General features: G+C 58.9%; 15 protein-coding genes. 10 read left to right on the top strand and 5 right to left on the bottom strand.

The window, feature by feature from the left end:
* Positions 1-81 precede the first annotated feature (81 nt).
* Genes AO353_RS23985 through AO353_RS24000 form a run of 4 tightly spaced genes read right to left on the bottom strand, consistent with a single transcriptional unit; the run spans position 82 to position 4733 of the window.
* Positions 82-405 carry an isochorismate lyase gene (locus AO353_RS23985; protein WP_054597213.1) on the bottom strand — a complete coding sequence of 108 codons (324 nt, stop codon included), beginning with the start codon at positions 403-405 and terminating at the stop codon, positions 82-84.
* A gap of 36 nt (positions 406-441) precedes the next feature.
* Positions 442-1668, bottom strand: coding sequence for a histidine decarboxylase (locus AO353_RS23990; RefSeq protein WP_054597214.1), 1227 nt, complete (start codon positions 1666-1668; stop codon positions 442-444).
* A gap of 27 nt (positions 1669-1695) precedes the next feature.
* Positions 1696-3531, bottom strand: coding sequence for a (2,3-dihydroxybenzoyl)adenylate synthase (locus tag AO353_RS23995; protein WP_054597215.1), 1836 nt, complete (start codon positions 3529-3531; stop codon positions 1696-1698).
* Between the two features lie 26 nt (positions 3532-3557).
* The gene (locus AO353_RS24000) at positions 3558-4733 is read right to left on the bottom strand and encodes an isochorismate synthase (protein WP_054597216.1); all 1176 of its coding nucleotides are present in this window, start codon (positions 4731-4733) and stop codon (positions 3558-3560) included.
* A gap of 131 nt (positions 4734-4864) precedes the next feature.
* Between AO353_RS24000 and AO353_RS24005 the strand changes: the two genes are divergently transcribed.
* Both AO353_RS24005 and basC read left to right on the top strand, forming a co-directional pair.
* The gene (locus tag AO353_RS24005) at positions 4865-9199 is read left to right on the top strand and encodes an amino acid adenylation domain-containing protein (RefSeq protein ID WP_237142921.1); all 4335 of its coding nucleotides are present in this window, start codon (positions 4865-4867) and stop codon (positions 9197-9199) included.
* Positions 9200-9291: 92 nt separating this feature from the next.
* Positions 9292-10611: a putative histamine N-monooxygenase gene (gene basC / locus AO353_RS24010; protein WP_054597218.1), complete on the top strand. Its 1320-nt coding sequence runs from the start codon at positions 9292-9294 to the stop codon at positions 10609-10611.
* Between the two features lie 58 nt (positions 10612-10669).
* Here the strand turns inward: basC and AO353_RS24015 are convergent, their stop codons facing one another.
* A complete protein-coding gene (locus tag AO353_RS24015; RefSeq protein ID WP_054597219.1) occupies positions 10670-12838 on the bottom strand; it encodes a condensation domain-containing protein in 2169 nt (722 codons plus the stop codon).
* A gap of 228 nt (positions 12839-13066) precedes the next feature.
* Here AO353_RS24015 and AO353_RS24020 point away from each other — a divergent pair, with 228 nt between their 5' ends.
* The 8 genes from AO353_RS24020 to AO353_RS24055 all read left to right on the top strand — a co-directional run bounded on the left by AO353_RS24020 (position 13067) and on the right by AO353_RS24055 (position 23444).
* Complete coding sequence (locus AO353_RS24020) at positions 13067-13585, top strand: sigma-70 family RNA polymerase sigma factor (RefSeq protein WP_054597220.1); 519 nt, start codon at positions 13067-13069, stop codon at positions 13583-13585.
* Positions 13586-13745: 160 nt separating this feature from the next.
* Positions 13746-15536 (top strand): ABC transporter ATP-binding protein, encoded by a 1791-nt coding sequence (locus AO353_RS24025; protein WP_054597221.1) that lies wholly within the window; start codon positions 13746-13748, stop codon positions 15534-15536.
* The gene (locus AO353_RS24030; RefSeq protein ID WP_054597222.1) at positions 15530-17299 is read left to right on the top strand and encodes an ABC transporter ATP-binding protein; all 1770 of its coding nucleotides are present in this window, start codon (positions 15530-15532) and stop codon (positions 17297-17299) included. Before AO353_RS24025 ends, AO353_RS24030 begins: the two co-directional genes overlap by 7 nt.
* On the top strand, positions 17296-18240 hold the full coding sequence (locus AO353_RS24035) for an ABC transporter permease (protein ID WP_081013807.1): 945 nt from the start codon (positions 17296-17298) through the stop codon (positions 18238-18240). Before AO353_RS24030 ends, AO353_RS24035 begins: the two co-directional genes overlap by 4 nt.
* A complete protein-coding gene (locus tag AO353_RS24040; protein ID WP_054597224.1) occupies positions 18237-19187 on the top strand; it encodes an iron chelate uptake ABC transporter family permease subunit in 951 nt (316 codons plus the stop codon). The genes AO353_RS24035 and AO353_RS24040 overlap by 4 nt, the downstream gene beginning before the upstream one ends.
* On the top strand, positions 19184-19966 hold the full coding sequence (locus tag AO353_RS24045) for an ABC transporter ATP-binding protein (protein WP_054597225.1): 783 nt from the start codon (positions 19184-19186) through the stop codon (positions 19964-19966). Before AO353_RS24040 ends, AO353_RS24045 begins: the two co-directional genes overlap by 4 nt.
* Entirely contained in the window at positions 19963-20946 is a 984-nt protein-coding gene (locus AO353_RS24050; protein ID WP_054597226.1) for a siderophore ABC transporter substrate-binding protein, read from the top strand. Before AO353_RS24045 ends, AO353_RS24050 begins: the two co-directional genes overlap by 4 nt.
* Positions 20947-21137: 191 nt before the next feature.
* Entirely contained in the window at positions 21138-23444 is a 2307-nt protein-coding gene (locus AO353_RS24055) for a TonB-dependent receptor (protein ID WP_237142922.1), read from the top strand.
* Positions 23445-23730: the final 286 nt, after the last annotated feature.

Below are 23730 nucleotides of genomic sequence, written 5' to 3' on the forward strand. Positions count from 1 at the left end.
CGCCTCTCTCTGGCGCCCTTTCAGAACCATAAACTCGGAAACGTCTACACAGTAGACCTGGTCATACGCTCATCTATGGGCTTATGCGGTATTTCGGTCGGAATAGGTTTCTTGCCAGTGCAGAATCTGCTGTTGGATATTCCAATGAATAATGTGCTTGTAGAGTTTCTCGACGAAGGCCACTTCGAAGCCGGCGGCGACCGCCCACTCGCGACGGTCTTCGAGCATCGCCGCGACCCGCTCTGGAGCGGGGATAGCCCGCTCATTGGCTTTGAATTGCGCAGCGGCTTTTACATAACCCAGGCGTAGTTTCAAGGACTCAAGGATCTGGCGATCATAAAAATCGATGCCTGCCCGAATATCATTGAGGTTTTCGCAGGCTTCAGGTGTTTTAAGTGGCGACATGGTGCTTGTCTCAAGGTGTGTTGAAAATAGCCAGTTTCAGATGACGTCGAATCGGGGGCACGTTTCCCTGACGGAGTTTGAAGGTCGTCGCTCATTCCCTCCTTGTTTGACATGCGCGCCCCCGAATTGCCAGGCATCCGTCTCAAGTTCGGTAATGACCTCATCGATCAATGCGTCGATCATTACGTTGTCATGATGATGGGGTGTCGTTATCAAGTGCGCTGTATCGCCAGATACCGCCAGGCAATATTTCTTCGCAATCCTCTGCGACGGACAAGGGAACACTACGGTGATGGAGTTCTCGTTGCGCCAGGCATCAATCCCCGCAGCCTGGAATCGATCCACTGCATACTGGGCTTTTTCCAGGCTGTGGTGGACACGCTGGCGCCAGTCAGCGAACGAGTGGCTGCGTAGCGCCGCCCACATCATCAAGGGTGTATGGCCATTGCGCGAGCCGCTGATGGTCTTGTCATGGGCCAGGATGTAGTCCACTTCCACCGAGATGCGCGCAACGTCCTTGCGTTTGGCCACGACGATTCCGCAAGGAATGGGTGAACCGATCATCTTGTGGCCGGAGACGCAAATCGAGTCGATGCCATCGGCGAACGAGAAGGGTTGTGGGTGATCGACGAAAGGCAGGATCATCCCGCTCAGCGCTGCGTCTGCGTGCAGGTAGTAGTCATGACGGGCAATGCCCGCCTGCTGCAGACGCTGTTGAATGGTGGCGATATTGTCGACGGCTCCGCGCAGGGTGGTGCCGATGTTGGCGAAGATGATGGGGTGGCGTTCCTGGTCGGCGGTTATTTTTGCCATCAGGTCGTCGTAGTCGATTTCGCCATTGGCCAATGACTCGACTGCACGACATTTGATCCGTAGCAACTTGACGATCTTCGCAACGGAGTAATGGGTGTCTTTCGAGTAGTACAGGGTGCCATTCGGGAACAGTTCGCGACCCAGGTAGCAGCCAAACATGTTGCCTTCGGTCCCCCCGTTCGTGACGTAGCCCCAGCTGTCTTCGAGCGCGATGTTGAACAGCTCGGAGAAGTACGTCATGACGTCCTTCTCAAAGTCGAATGAGTTCAACAGGTAGTTGCTGTATTCGTTCCAATCCCCGCAGTTGTTGATCGAAAAGCGCAGGAAACGATGCAGCTGGGAGTAATCGAAGTCCGCTGATTCGGGGTACCCGATATTGAAGTACTGATTCGTTACGCAGTGCTGCCAGAAGCGCTCAAGCCTGCTTTGGTCGGCGGTGGATAAAGTCATACCTAACTCCTTTTAGAGGCCGCCCGGTCAGGCGGCTTTTTGCTTGGTGTCTACCAGCGACCACCAACTGGCGAGCGTGGGCGAGGCCGCCAGCTCTTCGAAGCTCACAGCGATGCCGCGCTCTTTGAGCTCCGCAGCGAGCTTCATCACCCGCAAGGAATCGAGGCCGTAGAAAATCAGGTTTTCCTCAGGGTCCAGGTCTTCACAGTCCTCGACAAGTTGCAGTACGCGGGTGTGTAGCCAGGCGCGGGTGGTTTCCGCCGCCAGGAGTTGGCGTAGTTGCTTTTTGTCGATCTTGCCGACAGCCGTCAGGGGCATGGTCTCGATGAGCCGAATGCGATCGGGCAGTTTGTATTCGGCGATGCCGAGTTCCATCAAGTGGCGTCTCAAGGCGGGTGGTTTGAGATGGGGGTTACGGGTGACGACGAAGGCGCAGCTCTTTTCCCCCAGTCGGTCGTCGGGCATGGCCACCAGACCGGCGTGGGTCACGTCCGGGTGGAGGACGATGAGGTTTTCGATTTCCTCCGAGGCGACTTTTTCGCCACCGCGGTTGATCTGATCCTTGACCCTGCCGACGACCCGCAAATCACCTGTCGGTGTGAGCTCAACGAGGTCGCCGGAATAGTAGTAACCCTCATGGTCAAACGCCTGGGCATTCTGCTCGGGGCTTCGGTAATAGCCGCAGAACGTGTAAGGACCGCGAGTGGCGAGCATGCCAGGCTCGCCGTGCGGGACGGGAAGGCCTTGTTCGTCGACTATTTTGATTTCGTCATCCGGGCAGATCGGACGGCCTTGAGTGGTGAAGATCTGTTCATCAGAGTCGTCCAGGCGGGTGTAGTTGATCAGGCCCTCGGCCATGCCGAACACCTGCTGCAACGTGCAGCCGAGCACTGCGGGAACCTGGCGTGCGAGCGAGTCGGCGAAACAGGCGCCGCCGACCTGGAGGAACTCCAGCGATTGCAGTTGCTCTTTGTGCTCCGGCGCGGCCTGCAACCACAAGGCGACCGCACTTGGAACCAGGGCCACGGTATTCACTTCATGGCGTTGAATGATCGAAAAGCACGTCGACGGCTCCGGGCTCGGAGCCATGACGACAGTGCCGCCGGCATACAGGACGCCCAGGGCGCCGGGCGAGCTGAGCAAGAAGTTGTGCGCCGCAGGCAGGGCGCAGAGAAAGCGCGTTTGTGCAGTGAGCTCGCATACTTGCGCACTTGCCCGGGCGTTGTAGTGATAGTCGTTATGGGTGCGCGGGATGAGTTTGGGGGTGCCTGTGCTGCCGCCCGACAGTTGGAATAGCGCCACTTCGCCCGGTTCGCTGGGGGAGAAGTCCACGGGGTGCTCACTTGGGGTTTTGATCCAGGCGGTAAGGTTGTTTTCGTCACGCGGTTCGCCCAGCAGCAGGGTGATTTCAGGGCTGGAACCCACTTCCTTGAGGTCTGTGATGTAGCTGTCGTCGCGAAAGACTTCATGCTCGCGAGAGGCGATCAGCAACCTTGGCGTGATTTGCTGGGCGTAGCTTTTGAGTTCGAGTTTTCGATGGCTGTAGAGCGCGTTGAGGGGCGCAATCCCGGCCTTGAGCAGCGCGAACAAGACAATGTAAAACTCTGCAATATTGGGCAATTGCACCAAGGCGGTGTCGCCTTTGCCCAGCCCGCTGGCGGCCAGGCGCGAAGCCAGGTTGGACGACAGCTGCTCCAGCTCGGCATAGCTAAAACGACGATCACCGCAAATGATCGCCGATGCGTGAGGTTGCGACTGGCTGCGTGCCTGGAGAATGTGTGTGAGTGGTTGGTCGATCCAGTAGCCTTTTTCCCGATAGCGCTGTGCTCTGTCGAGGGGCCAGTGATTGAATTCTATAGTCATGATTGTCACTACTGAAAAAGTTCGTATTAGTGGGCCAAACCGCATGCGCGCAGCATGGTGCCGAGTTTGGTCTGGACTTCTGTCCATTCGGAGTCGGGGCTCGAGGCTTCGACGATGCCGGCGCCAGCAAACAGGCGAACCCTGTTGCGCTTGACGGTGCCGCAGCGAATGGTCACCACCCACTCGCCATTGCCTTGGGCGTCGCACCAGCCAACCATGCCGGTGAACAAGCCACGCTCGAAGGGTTCGACGAAGCGGATCAGGCGCCGGGCGCGCTCGGTGGGGAAGCCACAGACGGCAGGAGTTGGATGCAGGCGACAGGCAAGCTGCAAGGCCGAGACGGTCGGATCCGCCAAGGTGCCTTCGATACGGGTGGAGAGATGCCAGAGTGCGGGGGTGCTGATGAGGGAAGGGCGCTGGGGCACATCCAGCTGGGTGCACAGCTCTCCCAATTGAGTGGCGATGTCCTCGGTCACGAGGCGGTGCTCGTAGTGATCCTTTTCCGAGGCTGACAGCCAATCTGCGTTACGCCGATCCGCTTGTGGATCGCTCATGCGTTTGGCCGAGCCAGCCAGCGGGTTGGAGACGAAGTTCAGACCGTCCTTGTGAACGAGCAGTTCGGGGCTGACGCCGATCAGCGTAGCGCCGTCCGGCATAGGTACACGGAAGTGATAGCCGCTTTGATTCTGGGCCCGCAGATTATTCTGCATGGCACCCACATCCACGTCCTGCGCAAACACCAACTCACGTTGCACCGAGAGCACGGCCTTGCGCACGTCACTGTGGCGGAAGTTGACGATCGCGTGCTCTACCGCACGTTTGAAACCTTGCTCGTCCGGTATGTTTTTTTGCTCGATCAGTTCAGGCAGTGCTGCGACGTCTGTCTGTACGGTGGCGCTTCGTGTTCGCCACTCGGCGTGTTCGGGAATGTAGAGACAAGAGGCTTCAGCAGGATCGAAGGGGATGGCGCCGACGATTATCGGGTTGCTCTGACCGGCCTTGCGCGCCCGGTCGAGGGCTTGCATCACGGTTTTCTGGAACAGGCTATTGGCGTTTTCGCCGCCAATGGCAGGTGTTTCGATTCGCTGAAGCATCCCGGCGACTGTTAGTTCTCGATCGCCGGAGGTAAATGAAAAACTCTCTTTTTCATCAATAGCTTGCACCTCATCCGTGTCATTCGCTCTTAGGGTGCCCGATCTCATTGGGGGAAAGCCTCCGTGGCCTGTGGGTAAAAAATTAAGTCTTGAAATATAATCATTATCGTTTCTATTATGGGACGCTAATCATTTAGATTTGTCAATCACATGAGTGAGCCATGAGAGAGTTAACTTCAATGCAAGCCGCCTGTTGGATCGGGCGCGCTGCTCATGCGTCTTTAGGGAGAGTTTCGGCTCATCTTTATGCCGAGTTCGATGGTCGTTCCATTGACCTGGAACGGCTGCGCACGGCGCTTGAACGGGTATGCCGGCTGCATCCCATGCTGCGGGTCCGGCTGAATGCGGATGGCCTGCAATCCATTGCTTCGATGGACCAGTCACCGCAGCTGGAAGTCGAAGATCTACGCTCGATGATCGAGTCGGAAGTAGCGCGGCATCTGCTCTGCAAGCGCGAGGAATGGACTCATCAGCAGCTTGATCTTGGCCATTGCCCGGGCGTCCGTTTCTCGGTCAGCCTGCTGGCGGACGATGAGTTCCGCTTGCACGTCGATACGGACATGATCGCCATCGACCCATCGAGTTTTCGCACGTTAATCGAAGACCTCGCACGGTTTTATGACGACCCCGACGGACCGGTTCCACACACGCCTTCTTTCTTCGATTGGTATGACAAGGCGCGTACCGACACCTCGCTCAAAGTCGCCCGGGAACGAGACCGCATTTGGTGGCGTGAGCGCCTGGCTGAAATCGCTCCTGCGCCCACATTGCCGTTTCTCGAGGTTCAGCCTGATCAAGCCCGCAGCCATCGATTGAGCACATGGCTTGGCCCCGATGAGCGTCAGGCGCTGCAGCGTCTGGCCCGTGAGCGAAGAATGACCCTGTCGACCTTGATGATGGGGCTTTTCGCGGTGGTACTCGGGGCGCAGACAGGGGACCGGAAATTCCGTCTCAACGTGCCCTCGTTCTGGCGTCCGCCACTGGTGGATGACGTCGAGCGGGTAGTCGGTGATTTTGCCAACGTGCTGATTCTCGATGTGGATATCGAGTCGGCCCGCAGCCCCGCTGCCCTTTGCACGCAGATGGCGAAAAGAATGCTCGACTTGCTCGAACATAGCGCCTATCCCGGGGTGAATCTGATGCGCGATCTATCTCGTCATCATGGTTCGCCGCAACTGGCACCGGTGGTGTTTACCGCAGCGTTGGACATGCCGGGCGGCGATCTTCTCTCGGAGCGCGTCCGGCGGGTCTTCGGGCCGATGAACTGGGTGATCTCCCAAGGGCCTCAGGTTGCACTCGACGCGCAGATCGCGTGCGCCGACGGCGGCATATTGATCAATTGGGACATTCGCCTTGATGCTCTGCCAGAAGCCTGGGTGTCGAATCTGTTCGATCGCTTCGTGGCGATCGTGCGTGAGGCGTCAGTCTGCTCCGCTGTCCTGGATCTACCGTTCTCTCAGCGCGGGCTGCCGCTGAACGCTCTTCAGCAGGCCTATCTGCTTGGGCGCAGCCCGCAGATGCCGCTGGGCGGCGTGGCCATGCAGGAGTTTCGCGAATACCGCGGCTCTTTGGATCCTGCCCTGCTGCGAAGCCGTTTGGCCGGAATGGTCCGGCGCCACGAAAGCCTGAGAACACGGATCGATGCGCAAAAACTCGTGCAGTTTGTCAGTGACGAGGTGCAGATAAACCTGCAGGAAGTCGACCTCACGGCTCTGTCGCCAGACGATGCCCTTGGCTATGTTGAGGCGCGTCGTGAGGCTTATGCGCATGCGCTGTTCGAACTGGATCGCTCGCCTTGGAATGTTACGGTTTTCCTGCTCCCGGAAGGTCATCTGAGGGTTTTTGTGCGCCTTGATGCATTGATTCTCGATGGGCGATCGATCGCAACCCTCATGGTTGAACTGTTCGACGGTGTGGTCGGCGAGGAACCGTTCACCGAGGTTATGCCCGAGCCAGAAGACCTCGCCCGCCAACGCAAGGCGGATGCCGTTTATTGGAAAGACAAACTCGCCAGCGTGAGCGGCGCTCCACGTTTGCCGTGGATCACCCCGCTGGACCAGGTGGGCGCTTCTCGCTATGAGCGGCAGAGCCTGTTGGTGCCCAAGGCGGTGTTCAGCGCGTTCTGCAAACTGGGCGCGCGGCAACGGCTGTTCAAGAACTCCGCCCTGATGGCGCTGGTACTGGAAGTGCTTTCCCACTGGGTCGATGAGGGGGGCGTGTGTGTCGCGGTGCCTGTTGCTCCGCAAACGAGTGGTGCCTTCGCCAATCGCTCAAGCTTTATCGCGGTCAATTGGAGCACCGATCCAGACGGTTTTGCGCAGCGGGCTACCCAGCTGCAAGTCGATGTGCTGGAAGGTTTGCAACATCTGGCCTTTTCAGGGGTTGACCTTGCCCGGTTGCTGTTCGAATCCCACGGTCCAGGCCCCGTCCTGCCCGTGGTGATCACCAACGGTTTTTCCTGGCCGGTCTCGCCGGCGGACAGTCCCATGAGCCTGTGTGGCGGACTGACCCAGACACCTCAAGTGGGGATGGATATCCGCTTCTCGGCGAATGCTGAGGGTGCCTTGGTGTTCGACATTGACTATGCGCGCGAAGTGCTGGATCCGGCGGTGGTCAGCGATATCTTGAGTGCCTTCGAAAGGGCGATCGGTCAGATCACGGCAAACGGTGTTTTTGCCATTGATACCCCGGCGATTATCGACAGGCGCCACTACCGGCTGAATAGCCCGGTGACCGAGGCGTGCCACGCAGCGTTTCTCGGGCAGATCGCGAGCAATATCTTTGATCGTAGCAACGCCAGAATCGCCCTCATCAGCGGCGACCGGCAAATCAGTTATGCCGAGCTTGGCGACGGCGTATGCCGGGTGATCGCTGCCTTGCGAGCGCGCGGGCTTTCTCGGGGCAATGTGGTTGCCATATGCCTGCCCCGTAGCCCGGAGCACACGATGGTGACGTTGGCCTGTGCACTGACGGGCTTGATCTGGGTCCCCATCGATGCTTCAGCACCTGAGGAGCGACGGCTTTTCCTGCTGGAAAACTGTCGACCTGATCTGGTGGTGATCACCCAGGGCGAGTCTGTCGAGCGTCCTTGCGCGACACCCGATGAGCTGCTGGCAGCGCAAGCCGAGGTTCCACCGGTGATGGAGGACCTGTCGTCAAGCGAAGCGCCGGCCTATTACCTCTATACCTCGGGCACCACCGGAAAGCCCAAATGCGTGGTGCTGAGCAATCGAGCCACCGCCAATGTCATTGGCAGCACCCTTGAGCGCTGGGCCGTGACCGAGCGCGATGTGTTCATGTCCGTAACCCCGCTTCACCATGACATGTCGGTTTTCGACGTGTTGGGCTGCCTGACAGCGGGGGCGACGCTGGTACTGCCTGGCCATGGCGAGGAAAAGGATGCGGTGCGCTGGAATCAGTTGATTGCCCTGCATCAGGTGACGTTGTGGTGTTCGGTGCCCGCCATCCTGGAGATGCTTCTTTCTTGCCGCGCCGCTCATGACTTGAAGAGCCTGCGCCTGATTGCGCAGGGGGGGGACTACATCAAGCCCGCTGTGATCGCCGAGCTGCGCGCGCTGCTGCCGGACTCCCGGTTGATCTCCCTTGGGGGGCCGACGGAGACAACCATCTGGAGTATCTGGCACGAAATCACTGCTGATGACCAAGCGCTGATCCCCTACGGCAGGCCCTTGCCCGGTAACCGTTACTTCACCCTTGATTCACAGGGTGAGCATTGCCCGGCGGGCGTTGTCGGCCGAATTCACACGGCCGGTGTCAATCTCGCACTGGGCTATCTGGAAAACGGCGAGCTGACACAGAGCGAGTTCGTGACCGTCAACGATGAACATGGCCAGGCCGTTCGTGCGTTCCGCACCGGTGACTGTGGTCGCTACCGTCGCGATGGCACCTTGATCTTCGACAGTCGGGTCAACGGCTATGTGAAAGTTCGCGGTGTACGGGTATCGCTTCCGGATATCGAGATCGAATTGATCAATCACCCATCGGTCAGGCACGTGCTGGTCGTGGATTATGGCGAGCAGCGTCGAGGTGAGGTCTGCATCGGTGCGCTGTATGTCGGCCAGCAGGGTGCCGCGGAGCTGACGGCAACCGAGTTGCGCAACTATGCCCGCCAACATCTGCCGCATTCCCATGTCCCCACGCGGTTCTTGAGCGTGGATGAGTTGCCGCTGTCGCAAAACGGCAAGCCTGATCGCCAGCGTGCCCGCAGCCTGCTCACTGCGCCGGCGAATGAAGTGGCCGAGCCTGCCGCCAGAATCATCTCGACCAAGAGAAACAAGGTGCTGGACCTCTACTTGAGTGTATTGGGCCGCCCGTTGGAAGACGGGGTCAATGACGCGGTGGATTTCATCAGCCTGGGGTTGCGTCCCCAGCATTTGAAAGCCATTTCGGCGCGGTTCCAGGAAGACTTTTCGGTGGTGCTTTCACCCGGGCAATTGCTGCGCTGCCGCAATGCACACGACGTCGAACGGCTGCTCATGGCTGAAGGCTCGTGAGCGCCTCTGAATAATATTGAAATGAATGGAGAGGGGCACCACAGAGCGTGCTCCCTTCTATCCAAAAAGCAGTCCCTTTGGAGATGGATCGGATGACGGATATACCCACTGTAGATATTGCCGGTGTTGGCATTGGGCCCTTTAATCTCGGGCTGGCTGCATTACTGTCCAGGCACACGGGCGTGACGGGTATTTTCCTTGATCGCAAAGCGGAATTTCGCTGGCATGAAGGACTTCTCTTGCCAGGCACGACGCTTCAGGTTCCCTTCCTGGCGGACCTGGTGACGATGGCTGACCCCACGCATCCACTGAGTTATCTGAACTACCTGCATCAGCACGATCGCCTGTATCAGTTCTATTACTACGAGAACTTTCAGGTGCCGCGGCGCGAGTACGACCATTACTGCCGATGGGCGTCGCAGCAGTTGCCCGTCTGCCACTTCGGCGAAGACATCTGTGATGTGAGCTATGACGCGAGCGTTGACCGATTCCTGATTGAGAGCCAGTCCGTGTCCGGCTTCAAACGCCGTTACTACAGCCGGGACCTGGCGATTGGCGTCGGCACCGTGCCGCTGTTGCCGAAATGGGCCCAGCTCAAGAGCACGCCGCCGGTCATGCATTCGGCAGAGTTCGGCAAAAGGCAGGAGCAGTTGGCGCAGTGCCGACGGGTCACGGTGATTGGCTCCGGGCAGAGTGCGGCGGAGTGCGTGCTGGCATTGTTCAACGAGTTGACCCCCGAACGGATTGCGGCCGGAGCTTCGATTCGCTGGATCACGCGTTCGCCAGGCTTCCATCCCATGGAGTATTCAAAACTTGGGCAGGAGTGCTTTACGCCATCCTACATGGAGTACTTCCACAGTATTCCACGGGAACGTCGCCGAGATATCGTTGCGGGGCAGGGGTTGCTGTACAAGGGCATCAGTTTTTCGACCATTGCCCAGATCTACGACCTGATCTACGAACGCTCGATTGGCGGCGCTGATACAGGTCTGACGTTGCTTTCCAACTGCGAGGTCGAGACTGTGGAGGATGTCGACGGCACGCTGCGAATTGTCTACCGGCACCGCGAACTGGACCAGACCGGCACCCTTGAGGCCGATGCCATTGTTGCGGCGACGGGTTACGGGCATGCCTGGCCACAGTGGTTTGAACGGCTCAAAGGCGTTGTGCTTGAAACCGATGAATTCGGCGACTGTATCGTCCAGGAAGATTTTACGGCGCGCCGCTGCGACGAAGGCACGGGCCGTATTTTTGTGCAGAACGCGGAGATCTTCCAGCACGGTGTGGGTTCGCCGGATCTCGGGGTAGCGGCCATTCGCAATGCGACAATTGCCAACCGGCTACTCGGTCGAACGCACTACCGCTTGCCCAAGCGCTCATCGTTCCAGCGCTACGGGATGCATGAAGCGTAGAGCTTGATGTGCAGGGTCTTGTTAACACTTTTGGCGTTACCAAGACCCTGATTGAGGGTTATGCGTGGATATGATTCAGGGCGATGCCGGCTGCATCTGGCGTTGTGAAGCGTGCAAACACGTGATCGATCATTGCGCTGAGGCGTGCCATCTGTTCGGCGCTGTAACGCTCCGAACGGTAGGTGATCACCAGGCGCAGTGAGCGTTTGCCGTCGATCAGGTTTTCCAGGATCTCGAACTGAATACCGAACATCGATTGGTTCTTGTCCGGGTCAATCTGTCGGTAGCGGATCGTTCCTGCGTCTGGCGTGTTCAGGGTGCCGTTCAATGCGTTGTTGGCATGAATCTGGATATAAACGTCGAACAGCAGGCCGTCTGCAGCCGTCATGCCCAAGGCTTGTTGAATCGTCTCCATCGGCACATCGGCATAAGCCATGGAGTCATTGATCAGGTGGGTGACATTTTCGATCAGAGTGCCCACTGTCTGCTGAGGATCGAACTGCACCCGGTGCGCGACCATGGTGGTGAAGTAACCGACCGTTTCGTAAAACCCGGGGTCGGTGCGCCCGGAAGCCGATGTGCCGATCACCAGGTCCTGCAAGTCACCGAGTTTGTGCAGGGACAGCGCGATGGCCGTATAGACCACGCCGAACAGCGACGAGTTGTTCTGTCTGGCGAAGGCATACAGGTTATCGGTGAGGTCCTGGTCGGGTTTGATTTCGAACCATTGAGCCTTCGTCGAAGCGGCTTCGGCAGGCGCGCTCGCCTGATGATCAGGGGAGGGCAGTGTCAAACCGCGGGTTGCATCACGCAACAGGCTCGTCCAATAGTCGAGATGCTGCTGATTGACGCCGGTACTTTGTTCTTGCACGGCGAACTCGTGGAATGAGCGGGCAGGCGCTTCCCAGGTCGGCGCTTTGTCGGCGGCACGGGCGAGGTAGGCTTGGGCCAGTTCTTCCATCATGACGTTGAGCGACCATTCATCAATGGCCATGTGATGGATCAGCAAAGACAGGGTTTGGCGCTTGCGCTGCGAGTCGTAAATGAAGCGAACCCTGAGGGGCAGTTCGCGGGCCAGGTCGAACTGATAAGCGGCTTCGCTTTCCAGTGTTGCCCCTCGGCTCTCATGGCTGGGCCAGAACCATTTGTAGTGGGACAGTTGCGCGACCGGCACGATTTGCTGATACGCCTCAGCGTCCTGGAAGTGGAAGGTCGTACGCAGGCTGGCATGGCGGATGAGCAGGTCGCGGAAGGCTTGCTCGAACAGCGCTTCATCCACGTTGTCGAGGAAATCCAAGGCAAAGGGCAGGTTAAAAATCGTCCCGAACCCATAGGCGACATAGGCCCGCCCGAGGGAGGCCTGGGCCAGCGCGAAAGGCGCCCGCTGCACGTCCTGTGGCAGGCCAGGCGCAGACGCTGCCGGGTTGTCATGCGCAATGACGTGGGCCCGTGATGCCAGGGCCTCGGCGGTAGGGGCGCTGAAAAAATCATTGAACTGGACTTCGATGCCGTGGCTGCTCAATAGCTTGCCAATGATGCGGGTGGCCAGCAGGGAGTGGCCGCCGAAATCAAAGAAGTCATCTGTAAGTTGCATGTCGGGCTCAGCCAGGGCACCACGGAATTCGCCAAGGATAATCGCCGCCACTTCACTGCTGTTGGCCACTGGCCGGGCGTTGGGTGCGCTGGCTGCTGGCGCTGCATCCTTGCCATCGGCCTGACGGCGCAACCACGGGGTGTCGCTGGTCGAGTGACCGACATAGGCGTTCAGGACCCCGCGATACAGGTCGATCTCCTGGCAGGTCTGGTCGAGGATCTGATGGATCACGAACGCCAGGATAACGTTCTGCCTGGTTTGAATCATCAGCGCCTTGAATGGCGGCTGGCTTTGCGCGTCCCACGATGCCGCTTGCCGCGAGAGCAATTGCTCGGTGGCTTCGGCGTCGGAGTGTGAGCGAATGAGTTCGACACAGGATTTCCAGTCACTGGCGTGGATTTTGTCCACCTCGCCGTCGTCGTTGAATTGATAGCGTGCATTCAAATCAGGCAGTGCTTCGATGACGGCCTTGATCGCCAACTCAAGCCTTGAAAGATCGACATCAGCATCGAGCCGCCAGGCGCAGAGGTGTTTGAGAATGCGTTCGGGGTATTGCTGCTGCAAGAGCCAGATATGTTCCTCGTGACCGTTGACAGATAGCTTCGGTAACGAATCTGGACTGAGTTCCATCATGGAAATTTCCCGCCTTATCAAACTGAACAGTAAGAAGTAGAGGTGGCACCGAGTGCCGACAGACCGATCCTCGGTCTGGTGTAACGCCCAGGCTCCGGGCGTCAAAGGAGTTGCAATGAGGTCGCATTGCAGGGGCTCTATGAACACCGTATGATGTTAAATAATAATCATACCTATTCGCATTAGTCAAAATCTGATCGCGAAGACCATCGTCTCAGGAGAGGTGTTGTGGACAACGGAGCGTTCGCGTCCCAGGAGCAATTTGAAAAGCTGTATGTCGACCATTACCGCTGGTTGTGCAATTTGTTGCGTCGCAAGCTGGGCAATTCGGTGGATGCCGCGGACCTGGCCCATGACGTCTATCTCAATCTCATCAGGAAGGGCCGGGTTCCCTCGACCGAGAATTCACGCCGTCATCTGACTCAAATCGCCAAAGGCATGGTGATAGATCTGTATCGCCGCCGGCATCTTGAGGCCAGCCATCTGGAAGGGCTGATGCAGCAAGCCGAGCCTCAGGTGCCATCAGAAGAGGTTCGTGCGCTGGCATCCGAGGCCCTGTCACAGATCGATGTTGCCTTGCATAACAAGCCACTCAAGGCCCGCGAAGCGTTGCTGATGTGCAAGTTGCATGGCATGGGCCACCGGGATATCGCGGCCGAGTTGAAGGTGTCGGTGTCCTCCGTCGAGAAATACATCGCTGCGGGCCTTCGGGCCTGTCACCCATTTGCATCGGGGGCTGGCCTGTGACCGGTCGTTCGGTTCACGACGGCGAACGGATTAATCCGCATTTCGATTGAGGATTTTGCGTCGCCGTTCGGAATAAAGGTACGCAACGCGCAAAACGCTCGAACACAAAGGAAGTCAGGCATGCCTTCAGGCTGTCACCAGTGGTAATTCAGGAGAGCTCATGAGTGATACAGACAAACCCGCCGCCGGCTCGGTATCCCGGATACTGAAACCCGTACGCGGCCGGCTGATTGTCGCCGCGGTACTGGCCGCCATCGGGACCATGCTGACGATGGTGCCACTGGCCGGCATCGCCTATATCGCACAGCTCTCGATGGGGCAGGCCGAGGTCGCTACCGGCTGGGTCCAGATGCAGAGTCAGGTCTGGCAGGTTGTCAGCGTCAGCCTGGCGTGCCTGTTCCTCGGCATGACGTTGATTTCGGTGGGCGAGATGGTTGCGCACCTGGCCGACAATCACATCACCGGCCATTTGCGTCTGGCGATTACTCGTCGACTGGCCAAGGTGCCGCTGGGTTGGTTTACCAGTCGGGCTTCGGGTGAAGTCAAACAGGCAATGCAGGATGACATCGGTACGCTGCACAGCCTGACTGCGCACTTCTTTACCACGCTGGGCCGTACCGTTGGTGCGATTTTCATCGCCATCCTGTACCTGTTTGCCATGGACTGGCGCATGGCGATTGTCTCCCTGCTGCCATTCCCGCTGTTTTTCCTGTTTTTCTCCAGGGCAACCAAGGCCAGTGGGGCGAACATGCAATCGTTCGGTGCCGGTATGGCACGTATCAACAACGCAGTGGTCGAGTTCGTCAACGGCATTCCCGTGGTCAAGGCCTTCGGTGTCGAGGGCAAGGCCCATGGCAGTTACCGTGAGGCGGTGGATGCCTTCGCCGAAGCGTTCACCGACTTCACCCGGCCGCTGGTCAGTGCAATGGCCAACGCCCATGCAATGGTTACCCCGGTTGCGGTACTCGGGGTGGTGCTGGCCTTTGGCACTTTGTTGGTGAGCCTGGGCTGGATCACGCCGGTAGAAGTCTTGCCCTTCGCTTTGGTGGCGCCGGGCATCTGTGCGCCACTGCTGCTGTTGAGCTACATCACTCACGACCTGAACAATGCGACCGCCGCTGCCCAGCGTGTGCATGGGCTACTGGAAACGCCGGTGCTGGAAACCCTGGCGGGCGAATCCCAGCAGTTACCTGAAAATGCCGAAATTCGCGTCGAGCAACTCAGCTATAGCTACGACGGCCAGAACCCGGTGCTCAAGGACATTGGCTTCACCCTCAAGCCCGGCACCGTGACCGCGATTGTCGGTGCTTCCGGCTCCGGCAAGTCGACATTGGCACGCCTGCTGCTGCGCTTCTTCGATCCGACTGAAGGGCGCATTACGCTGGGCGGCGTCGACATCAGGCAAATCGAGAGCGCGCAGTTGTACCGGCGCATCGGTTTTGTGTTGCAGGAAGTGCGTCTTATCCATGCCAGCCTGCGCGACAACATTGCCTTGGGCAGGCCGTCGGCCAGCCAGCAGGAAATCGAAGACGCCGCGCGCACCGCGAATATTCACGAGCGCATCCTCGCCTTGCCGCGCGGTTATGACTCGGTGATCGGTGAGGATGTGCAACTCTCCGGCGGCGAGTTACAGCGCGTGAGTATCGCCCGCGCCGTGTTGCTGGACCCGCCGGTGCTGGTGCTTGATGAAGCCACGGCGGCAGCCGATGCCGAGAACGAAGTGAAGCTCCAGCAAGCGCTATCGCGATTCGCCCGGGGCCGCACCTTGATGGTGATCGCTCACCGGCTCGATACGGTGATGCACGCCGACCGGATCATTCTGATCGACAACGGTACGATTTGTGAGCAGGGACGTCATCACGAACTGCTCGCCCGCAAAGGCCGCTACGCCCGACTGTGGGCACTGGGCGGCTACGAACAGGCCAAGGAACAGGCGGTGCCGTCATGCTGAGAACCTTTATTCAACTGTTGGGTGACGATGCCCCGGTGCTGCGGCGCTATCTCTATATGACGCTGGTCTACGGCCTGCTCTGCGGGCTGACGATTGTCACCCTGGTGCCGATACTCACCAGCTTGCTGGGCAGTGAGACTCGCGCAGCAGGGCAATGGTTGATCGCGCTGGTGATCGGCATGGTGATTTGCTGGGCGCTACGACGCACAGTAGAGAAAGCCGGAATCCGTGTCGGCATCGCCGTTCTCCAGCGGGGCCGCCATCGGCTCGGTGACCACGTGGCGCGTTTGCCGGTGGGTTGGTTCACCGCGCAAAACACCGCGCGGCTAAGCCATGTCGCGTCCCAGGGCATGATGGAAATGGCGCAGCTTCCCGCCCACGTTTTCACGCCACTGATTACCGGCGTGATCACGCCGGTAGTGATCCTGATTGCACTGTTCGCCTTGCACTGGCAGATGGGCCTGATCGCGCTGGTGACGCTGCCGATCCTGTTGGGTGTCTTTGTATTGACCGCTCGCTTGGGGCAGCGTGCCGACCAGGACTTCCAGTACAACGCTGCCCACACCAGCCAGCGCATGGTCGAGTTCGCCCAGGCGCAATCGGTGCTGCGGGCGTTCAATGGCGAGGACGGTGGTACTCAGTTTCTAGAACAGGCCATCGGGCGCCAGCAGGACTCCGCGAGACGGTTGATTCACGTCTCGGCAATGTCGGTGGTGTTCAATGCGTGGGCTGTACAGGCGAGCTTCGCCGCCTTGCTGGTGGCCGCCACGCTATGGCTGGGTGAGCTGTTGGGCGCAAGCCTGGAGGCGGGATCGGTCATCGCGGTCATTGTTTCACTGCTGCTGGTTAGCCGCATTATCGATCCGTTGCTGGAAGTGGCCGGCTATAGCGAGGTGTTGCGTGGTGCGCGTGGCCAGTTGGGAGCCGTGCGTGAGATCTTTGCGGTCAAGCCGTTGCCTGAACCGCAAACGCCACAAGCACCCGTCGATGGGTCCGTCGAACTGCGCAACGTGAGCTTTCGTTATGCCGAGGATCAGGCTGATGTATTACATGAGGTCAGCCTGCGTATCGAACCGGGCAGCATGACCGCTCTGGTCGGCGCTTCCGGCTCGGGCAAGACCACGCTGGTGAGGCTGATCGCGCGTTTCTTCGACGTGACTCAAGGCTCTGTGATCGTCGGTGGTGTGGATGTGCGCCAGATGTCCGGCGAGCAACTGGCCAGCCAGATCAGCCAGATCTTCCAGGATGCTTACCTGTTCCAGGGCAGCATCGCCGACAACATTCGCATTGGCAAACCCGATGCCAGTGATGCCCAGGTGATGGAAGCGGCACGACAAGCCGGTGTCGTGGAGATCATCGAGCGACTGCCTCAAGGCCTGGATACACCGGTGGGCGAGGGCGGCGCCCGCCTGTCCGGCGGCGAACGCCAGCGGATTTCCATCGCCCGTGCGCTGATCAAGGATGCACCGATTCTGTTGGTCGATGAGGCCACTGCTGCGCTCGATGCCGAAAACCAGGCCGCTATTGCCGAGGCACTGGCACGCTTGCGTGGTACGCGTACGCTGATCGTCATCGCGCACCAGCTCTCGACGGTGGCCATGGCCGACCAGATCCTGGTGCTCGATAATGGCCAGATCAGCGAGCGAGGTTCCCACGCGCAATTGAGTGCCAAGCCAGGGCTCTACGCGCACTTTCTCGCTCAGCGCCGGGCCGCAAAGGGCTGGCGCATTGCCGGGGTGCTTGGCAGTGAGGACGATTCTTGAGTCGTGCAGCCTTACTGAGCCTGTTTGTTGTGCTCTGTTGCCTTTCGCTGATGGTGGGAGTCAAGCAGGTCTCCTGGACAGCACTTTTCACATTTTCCGAAGATGCCTGGCTGACACTGACCGCCAGCCGCCTTCCGCGTCTCGCGGCCCTGATACTTACCGGGGTAGGACTGGCCGTCTGCGGCGTGATCCTGCAGCAGATTGTGCGTAACCGGTTCGTCGAGCCCGCCACGTCCGGTGGGCTGGATGCGGCAAAGCTGGGCATTCTGATTTCACTGACGGTAGCCCCCGCCGCGGGGACTGTCGGCAGGATGCTGTTTGCCCTGGTGTTCTGTTTTGCCGCGAGCCTGATTTATATCGCGATCATCCGCCGTATCAAGTTCAAGAATACGGTGATGATTCCGGTCATAGGGCTGATGTATGGCAGCGTACTGAGCGCCGTCGCCGAGTTCTACGCCTACCGTCACAACATCTTGCAGAGCATGCAGGGCTGGATGCTCGGTGACTTCTCGAAAATCGTGCAGGGCAATTACGAGATCATCTATCTGATCCTGCCGATTGTCGTGCTCACCTACCTGTATGCGCACCGGTTTACCGTCCTGGGGATGGGTGAGGGCATGGCCAGCAGTCTGGGCTTGAACTACGCGGCCAATGCGGCGCTAGGTCTGATGCTCGTGGCGGTCACCGTTTCCGCCACGGTCATCACGGTGGGGGCGATCCCCTTTGTCGGACTGGTGATTCCCAACCTGGTGGCGCTGCACTACGGCGAAAACCTGGAGCGAACATTGCCCATCGTCGCCTTGTGTGGCGCGTCGTTGCTATTGGCCTGCGATATCCTTGGCCGTCTGCTGATCTACCCCTTCGAAGTGCCCATAGGCCTCACCGCCGGCAGTGTGGGCGGGCTGATATTTCTCGTGCTGCTGATCAGGAAGTACACATGAGGCGCGTGGCTACCCGTTATGGTCTCTGGCTGCTGGTTCTGGTGCTGGCGATCGGGTTCCTGTTGTTGGGAGCCGGCCTGGACTTCGACTATGTCATTCCCAAGCGACTGACCCGTTTGGCGGCGATGTGCATTGCCGGGGTGTGCATTGCCTATTCGTCAGTGATTTTCCAGACCATCGCCGGCAACCGAATACTGACGCCGGCGATCATGGGGTATGAGGCGATCTACCTGCTGTTCCAGGCACTGCTGATTCTGCTGCTGGGCACCCAGAGCCTGGTGTTGCTGGGGCGTGACGGTAACGTCCTGTTGTCGGTCCTGCTGATGCTCGGCTATTCATGGCTTATTCATCGGTGGCTGTTCCGTGACGGGAGCAACAACGTGTACCTGCTGCTCCTGTTGGGACTGGTACTGAGCATGGTGATGGGGACGTTTACCCAATTCATCCAGCTGAAGATAAGCCCCGGAGAATTCTCGATTTTCCAAGGGTTCAACTACGCCTCCTTCAACAAGGCGCAACCTGGGCAAGTGATCTATTCGGGCGTGCTGGTCGCGGCGGTGTGCTGCATCGCCCAACGAACCCTGCCGGTGCTCGATGTGCTTTCCCTGGGACGTGACCAGGCTATTTCCCTGGGGGTCGATTACCCGCGCAGCGTGCGACTTCAACTGGCACTTATCGCCATTTTGGTGGCGATCTCGACGAGCCTCGTCGGGCCGACGGCATTCATGGGCGTGTTCGTGGCGAACATCTCCTATGCGCTTGCCCGAACCGCTCGGCACCGGGTCACGTTGCCCATGAGTTGCGCCATCGCCATTGGCATTTTCATTGTCGCCCAATACCTGGTCGAGCAGATATTCAACTACAACACCTCCGTCAGCATTCTCATCAACCTGGTGTGTGGTGTGTATTTCCTTGCGCTGATGATTCGAACCCGAGGCACCCCATGATCGCCCTCAATCACGTTTACAAGGCCTATGGCACCCGGCACGTCCTGAGTGACGTCAGCGTCCGGTTTCCACCGGGGCAGGTCACGTCGCTGATCGGCCCAAACGGCGCGGGCAAGACCACGCTGCTGATGTTGATTGCTCGCCTGCTGGCGCCGACCCGGGGCGACGTGCTGATTGGCGGGCGGAGCATTCTGGATGTGCCCGTTCGCGACTATGCCAAGCGCGTGGCCACCTTGCGCCAGTCCCCGGATTTCAACCTGCGCCTGACCGTCGAGGAACTGGTCGCCTTCGGGCGCTTCCCCTACAGCCGTGGAGCGCTTACCGCCCAGGATCGCGAGGCAATCGATGAAGCCATCGAGTTCTTGTCTTTGCAGTCCCTGCGCCTCTCCTACATTGACGAGCTCAGCGGCGGACAACGGCAGATGGCCTTCCTGGCGATGACCATTGCCCAGCAAACGGATTACCTGTTGCTGGACGAGCCGCTCAACAACCTCGACATGAAGCATGGCGTACAGATCATGCGTGCCCTGCGTCGTTTGTGTGATGAGCAAGGCCGCACCGTGATCCTGGTGGTCCATGACATCAACTTCGCGGCCAACTATTCCGATCATATCGTTGCCATGAAAGGCGGGGGAATTCACCGCCACGGCCCGGTCGCGGAGGTGGTTACCGAGGCGCACCTGCGGGAACTTTTTGATCTGGATTTCGAAATCCTGCAGAGCGAACAAGGGTTTGTCTGCAACTACTTCAACCCATCACCTTCAAGGGAACTGATATGAGCACGGATCACGCGAACAAATTCTGTGGAGTGCTACTGGCAATGGCCGTAGCGGCCGGGCTGCAGGGATGTGACAAGCCGGCGGCAGAGGCCACGCCGCCAGTGAGCGCACAGGCGCACTACGAGCCGATCAAGATCGAGCACCCTCTGGGCACAACCGTGGTGACCAAACTGCCCGAGCGCGTAGTGGCCTTCGATATGAGCGAACTCGATACACTCGATCAATTGAAGGCACCGGTGGTGGGCATCGCCAAGGACTACGTCACCAGCTTTCTCGCCAAATACCGTGACGACTCGAATGTCATGGATGTAGGGGCGACTATTCAGCCCAATCTCGAGCGGTTGCATGCGCTCAAGCCCGACCTGATTCTGATCTCTCCGCTCCAGGCACAAAGCTATAAGGAACTCAGCCAGATCGCCCCGACCGTCTATGACGACGTGGACCTGACCAACAAACAAGGCAATCTCATCGGCACAGCCAAGGAACATTTGACCCTCCTGGGACGCATCCTCGGCAAAGAGGAACTGGCCCGCCAGAAAGTCGCGGAAATGGACGCCAAGGTGGAACAGACCCGCCGTGTCACTGAAGGGCGTCCAGAGAAAGCCTTGATCGTGCTGCATAACAACGGCGCCTTCACCTCCTACGGCGTGAAGTCGCGCTACGGCTTTGTCTTCGACACCCTGGGCGTGAAACCGGCCAGCACTGATATCGAAGCCGGCTTGCATGGACAGCCAATTTCCAATGAGTTTATCCAGCAGGCCGATCCCGACATTCTCTATGTAATCGACCGAACCGCGGTGATGGAGCATCGTCCGGCACTGGACATCAAGAGCCTGGATAACCCGCTGTTGCGCAAGACCAAGGCCTGGAACAACGGCCGTGTCATCTTTGTCGATGCTCAGACCTGGTATCTGTGTACCGCTAGCGTGACCTGTCTCAATCGAATGGCTGACGAGGTGGTTCAGGGCTACAAGGGCTGATTCACGACGTATCTGGCGCACAAAGGGCTGGTCCTCTTCAGGCACCGGCCCTTTTTTGTGGTTTTCGAATGTTGCTTCGGTCATTGGGAGATCACCACTGATCCAGCCCCTTGGTGTGTTCTTGGTGCGGTATATGCAAATTATTATCATTTGGATTGAGGAATTGGCGTTCTGGTACGGAAACCTAATGAATGAACTTCAATTCTTCGCATCGAAAGGAATCCAGCATGTCGGAACACGGCCGCCCACACAGCGCCAATCCTGACTCATCGCAGGCTACGCAACGCGCTTTTTCGTTTACCTTGAATCGCACTTTCTCTGCCGTACACATGGCGCTATTGCTTGGGCTGACCGGGGGCGCGATGGCTGTGTCCGCTGCGCCTGCCTCTGAGCCGCAGTCTCCGACGGGTACTGGCGAAGGTAGCCTCGTCCTGTCTGAAACAACGGTGGAGGGCACTATGGGTGCGTCCGCCGACCTGCCTCCCGCCTATGCGGGAGGCCAGGTTGCCACTGGCAGTCGAGTCGGGCTGCTGGGCACCAAGGACTTTATGGAGACGCCCTTTAGCGCCATCAGCTACACCGATGACTTCGTGCGCAACCACCAGGCGAAGGACATCGGTTCGGTAATCGGCGCAACCGATCCATCGGTGAACGTCCCCTCCAAACGGGCCATCCTCGAAACCTTCTTCATTCGTGGTTTCAATACCAGCGCCAACGACATCACCTACAACGGCCTGATCGGCATGGCGCCGAACCTGCGCGGCGCGACCGAGCTGGCCGAGCGCATCGAAGTACTCAAGGGGCCGTCCGCGCTGCTGAACGGCATGCCGCCGGATGGCAGCGTCGCAGGCAGCATCAATATGGTGCCCAAGCGCGCCGGCGACGAACCGCTGACGCGCCTGACGACCTCTTTTGAATCCAATGGTTTATACGGTGCACATGCCGATGTGGGTCGGCGCTTTGGCGAGCAGAATCAGTTTGGTATCCGCTACAACGGGGCGTACCGCGACGGCGACACCGCCGTGGACGATCAGAAACAAAACATGCAACTCAATGCGCTGGGCCTGGACTGGCGCGCCGAACGCATCCGCCTGTCGTTGGACGCCTACAAGCACCGTGAACATCTGGAGGGCACCAACTACTTCGGTATTTCCTCGATCAACCCCACAGTCACCAACGTACCCCGCGCGAAGAAGGGTGATTACGCGCTGGCACCTGACTGGGCATACACCACCAACGACACCGAAACCTTCTTGCTCAGAGGCGAGGTCGATTTGAATGACTCGCTCACCGCCTTTGCGGCCTATGGGCAGAGGGAGGGTGGCCGCAACTCCCTGATGACCCGCGACACGCTGATCAACAACGCCGGTGATATCAGTGTTCTGGCTTATCGTTCGGATGGGCAGGGCATCCAGAAATCGGGCGAGGCTGGCCTGAAGGGCAGATTCGACACCGGTCCCGTAGGCCACCAATGGTCGCTGGCGGCTACGCAGTACAAGTCGGAGATGAGCTTCAAGGATAAACAGATAGCCAACTACGTGACCACCAACTACTACAACCTCGACTTTGGCAAAACACCGCCCTTGGACAATTTCGGTGCGGTCACCTCTCGGACCGAAGCCAAGCTGGGCAGTGTTGCTTTTCTCGATACCCTTTCGTTCCTTGATGATCGTATCCAATGGACGCTGGGCGTACGACGTCAGTCGGTGGAAAGCTCCAACCTGACCCCGGCGCGGGTCAAGACTTCTCACTACGACGAGAGCCGCGTTTCGCCGGCTACCGCGTTGTTGGTCAAGGTCACCGATGATGTATCGGTCTACGCGAACTACATCGAAGGGCTGTCTCAGGGGGGGACGGCCCCGACGACGGCAGCCAACCCGGGTGAAATCCTGAGCCCGATTCAGACCAAGCAGTATGAAGTGGGCGCCAAGCTTGACCTGGGTACGTTCGCCACTACGTTGGCCGTGTTCCAGATCGAAAAACCCAGCACCTTTACCGACCCGGTCACCCGTATTTTTGGCGTCAATGGTGAGCAGCGTAACCGCGGCGTGGAATGGAGCTTCTTCGGTGAGGCCCAACCAGATCTGCGTTTGATGGGCGGTGTCTCCTACACGCAGGCGGTATTGACGAAGGCGCAGGTAGCGGCGAACGAAGGCAATCAGGTGACCGGTGTTCCGAAAATCATCGGCAAACTTGGGGTCGAGTACGATCTGGAGAGGGTTCCTGGGCTAACCCTGACCGCAGGCACGAACTACGTAGGCAGCCGCTACGTTACGGACGACCATCGGATGGAGTTGCCGTCCTACACCGTTTTCGATGTGGGCGGTCGGTACACCACCAAGGTCATGTCCAAACCTGTGACCTTACGGGCTAACGTAGAGAACCTCGCCAACCGGGCATACTGGCTCGGCTCCTACAGTGGCGGCGACGGCAGTGGCCTGTCCGGCGGCCTGGGCGCTCCACGTACCCTTCAGCTTTCAGCATCGGTTGATTTCTGACAGTCGGCCAGCCGAGGCCTGAGAAGTATCTGTGGCGAGGGAGCTTGCTCCCGCTGGGGCGCGAAGCGGCCCTGAATTGGGCCTGCTACGCAGTCCAGCGGGAGCAAGCTGGGCCGCCAAAGTGGAAAAAGGCGACTACGCAGATCTGAAGGGCTTCAACCCGGCATCTTTAGCCGAATTGGTTTGAGCCTTATAGGGGAGTGGAGAGTGTGATGCCACAAGGTTTTAGTCTGAAGGAATCAGAGGTCTAGCCTCGGATGCTGCGAGGTGGAGATCGTAATCTGCT

It is taken from the genome of Pseudomonas fluorescens (assembly GCF_001307155.1).
Classification (GTDB): Bacteria; Pseudomonadota; Gammaproteobacteria; order Pseudomonadales; family Pseudomonadaceae; genus Aquipseudomonas; species Aquipseudomonas helvetica.